The 3,028-nt window shown below is 40.4% G+C and carries 4 protein-coding genes; 2 read left to right on the top strand and 2 right to left on the bottom strand.

The window, feature by feature from the left end; translation table 11 throughout:
* Positions 1-166: 166 nt before the first annotated feature.
* Both htpX and SMIDD26_RS03270 read right to left on the bottom strand, forming a co-directional pair.
* Positions 167-1,066 carry a zinc metalloprotease HtpX gene (gene htpX, locus SMIDD26_RS03275; protein ID WP_061438901.1) on the bottom strand — a complete coding sequence of 300 codons (900 nt, stop codon included), beginning with the start codon at positions 1,064-1,066 and terminating at the stop codon, positions 167-169.
* Position 1,067: 1 nt separating this feature from the next.
* The gene (locus SMIDD26_RS03270; RefSeq protein ID WP_000219828.1) at positions 1,068-1,628 is read right to left on the bottom strand and encodes a LemA family protein; all 561 of its coding nucleotides are present in this window, start codon (positions 1,626-1,628) and stop codon (positions 1,068-1,070) included.
* A gap of 93 nt (positions 1,629-1,721) precedes the next feature.
* Here SMIDD26_RS03270 and rsmG point away from each other — a divergent pair, with 93 nt between their 5' ends.
* Together rsmG and SMIDD26_RS12620 are read left to right on the top strand one after the other, a co-directional pair.
* Positions 1,722-2,435 (top strand): 16S rRNA (guanine(527)-N(7))-methyltransferase RsmG, encoded by a 714-nt coding sequence (gene rsmG, locus SMIDD26_RS03265; RefSeq protein WP_061438899.1) that lies wholly within the window; start codon positions 1,722-1,724, stop codon positions 2,433-2,435.
* Positions 2,436-2,835: 400 nt separating this feature from the next.
* Positions 2,836-3,028, top strand: a 193-nt coding sequence (locus SMIDD26_RS12620; RefSeq protein ID WP_280630511.1) for a solute carrier family 23 protein, incomplete at its 3' end; no start/stop codon positions are given.

Below are 3,028 nucleotides of genomic sequence, written 5' to 3'. Positions count from 1 at the left end.
CCACTTATCCTGGCGGTCTCATCACTGTTTCGCATGACCGTCGTTTCTTAAAAGAAGTTTGCTCGATTATCTATCGCATGACAGAACACGGTTTGGAGCTAGTTAATTTAGAAGATTTATAAATTTGCGACATAGCAAAAATCCAGAGACGACCTCTGGATTCTTTTTACATATGTTTTAAACGCTCGATCCGTTCTGAGATAGGTGGGTGGGTGTAAAAGAGTTTTTGGAACCCTCCACCTTTTTTGGGATCATTAATATAAAGTGCGCTGCTGGCATCATCAACAGGACGACTCATTGGTTTACTATTATCCAACTTACGTAGAGCATTTATCATCCCTTGAGGATTGCGAGTCAACTCAACACTAGAAGCATCAGCTAGGAATTCCCTCTGACGAGAAATAGCTAGTTGCACCAAGGTTGCAGCGAGAGGTGCCAACACGATAGCTAGTAGTGAAATCACGAGCATAATGATTTCTAAGCCATTTCCATCCCGATCATCGTCACTTCGTCTGCGACCTGCACCACCCCACCACATCATGCGACCTGCCATACTAGAAAGCATGGTGATAGCACTGGCAAGGGCGACGGCAATAGTCGAAATACGGATATCGTAATTACGAATATGACTGACTTCATGTCCCATAACAGCTTCTAGCTCCTCACGATTCATGATAGCTAATAGACCTGACGTCGCAGCAACCGCTGCGTTTTGAGGATTAGAACCTGTCGCAAAGGCATTCAAAGAAGAATCCTCAATGATGAAAACACGGGGCATAGGAATCTGAGCCACCATAGCCATATCTTCCACTACATGGTAGAGGTCTGGTGCCGTTTGCTCATCCACCTCACGCGCTCCATTCATGGACATGACAATCTCTGTCGATTGAAAAATCATGGACAAGGCATAGATAAAGCCGATAATCAGTGCGATAACCAAACCACCAATCCCAGACCGCATAAAGAGGTAACCAACCGCATAACCAACAAGAGCTAAGAGTAGGAAAAATACCAGCAACAAAATCCAGGTTTTTCGTTTATTGCTTGCAATTTGATCAAACAACATCTTAGTCACCTAAACCGCTAAAATCAACTTTAGGAACTGCCTTTTCCTCTTCTGGTGTTTGAAGGAAATCTGCTGCTTTAAATCCAAACATTCCAGCGATAATATTGCTTGGGAAAGTTTCTAATTTTACATTGTAGTTGCTGACAACACTGTTGTAGAGTTGACGAGAGTAAGAAATTTTATTTTCTGTGTTTGTCAACTCCTCTTGCAATTTAACAAAGTTGGCACTAGCTTTCAAATCTGGATAGCTTTCTGCAACTGCAAAAATACCTGAAACCTGACGAGTAAGGGCATCACTAGCTTTCATAGCTTCTGCTGGTGAAGTCGCTGCCGCCACTTGGTTACGTAGTTCTGCCACCTTTTCAAGGGTAGAACCTTCATATTTAGCATAACCTTTTACAGTTTCAATCAAGTTTGGCAAGAGGTCATTTCGACGTTTCAACTGAACATCAATTTGGCTCCAAGCCTCCTTGGTTTGCATACGATTCTTAACCAAACCGTTATAGCTAACAATCACAAAAATAACAACAAGAGCGATAACTCCAAGAATAATCCAAGTCATTATATAAGTCCTTTCTACTTTTAGATTAGTACCAGTATATCAAATTTTTTATGATTGTGGTAAAATAAGATGATACTAAAGAAGGAAATAACTATGAAACCAGAAACATTTTACAACTTGCTTGCCGAGCAAAATCTTCCACTTTCGGACCAGCAAAAAGAACAATTTGAACGTTATTTTGAGCTCTTGGTCGAGTGGAATGAAAAGATTAATTTAACAGCCATTACAGACAAGGAAGAAGTTTATCTCAAACACTTTTACGATTCGATTGCACCCATTCTTCAAGGTTTGATTCCTAATGAAAATATCAAACTTCTTGATATTGGAGCTGGGGCAGGGTTTCCTAGTCTGCCGATGAAAATCCTCTATCCTCAGTTAGATGTGACCATCATTGATTCGCTCAACAAGCGCATCAACTTCCTCCAACTATTGGCTCAAGAACTGGATTTGGACGGTGTTCATTTCTACCATGGCCGTGCCGAAGATTTTGCCCAAGACAAGAACTTCCGTGCTCAGTATGATTTTGTAACGGCTCGTGCGGTTGCCCGCATGCAGGTCTTGTCTGAATTGACTATTCCTTACCTTAAAGTTGGTGGAAAACTATTGGCGCTCAAGGCCAGCAATGCGCCTGAGGAATTATTAGAAGCTAAAAATGCCCTCAATCTCCTTTTTAGTAAGGTCGAAGACAATCTCAGCTACGCTCTACCTAATGGAGATCCGCGCTACATCACAGTGGTAGAAAAGAAAAAAGAAACACCAAATAAATACCCACGTAAGGCTGGCATGCCAAATAAACGCCCGCTTTAAATTTTTAAGTAAAAAAATATTTACAAAGTCAGCCTCGCTCTTTTATTTTTAGGATCGGGAAAAAATGATTTACAAAATCAACCTCGCTCTTTTATTTTTAGGCTCGGGAAAAAATGATTTACAAAATCAACCTCGCTCTTTTATTTTTAGGCTCGGGAAAAAATGATTTACAAAATCAACCTCGCTCTTTTATTTTTAGGCTTGGGAAAAAATGATTTACAAAATCATTTTTTTCTGCTATACTATCCTAAGCAAAGGTTTTTAATGTCATCCCGTGAGGTGACGAAGACGCAGAAATATTTAAAACTCTTTAAAGTCTAGATTTTAGAGAAGTCTTACTCTGAGGGCCTATTGCTGTAAAATAATGGGCTCTTTTTTGATGCCCAAAAGTGAGGTTTATATGAAACAAGAATCAACTGTTGATTTGTTACTAGACGTTGACCAACGTCCTTCGGCTGGAAAAGGAATTCTCCTTAGTTTCCAACACGTTTTCGCCATGTTTGGTGCGACCATCTTGGTACCATTGATTTTGGGAATGCCTGTATCCGTTGCCCTTTTTGCTTCAGGTGTTGGAACACTCATCTACATGATTT

This window comes from Streptococcus mitis (assembly GCF_001579035.1).
Classification (GTDB): Bacteria; Bacillota; Bacilli; order Lactobacillales; family Streptococcaceae; genus Streptococcus; species Streptococcus mitis_J.
Note: the sequence above shows the minus strand (reverse complement) of the source record. Positions and strands in the feature narration are given on the sequence as shown.

What these genes read in the sequence shown, in the direction of transcription:
- htpX (WP_061438901.1), bottom strand. Translation starts at nt 1,066, where the DNA reads ATGTTGTTTGATCAAATTGCAAGCAATAAACGAAAAACCTGGATTTTG.
- rsmG (WP_061438899.1), top strand. Translation starts at nt 1,722, where the DNA reads ATGAAACCAGAAACATTTTACAACTTGCTTGCCGAGCAAAATCTTCCA.
- SMIDD26_RS03270 (WP_000219828.1), bottom strand. Translation starts at nt 1,628, where the DNA reads ATGACTTGGATTATTCTTGGAGTTATCGCTCTTGTTGTTATTTTTGTG.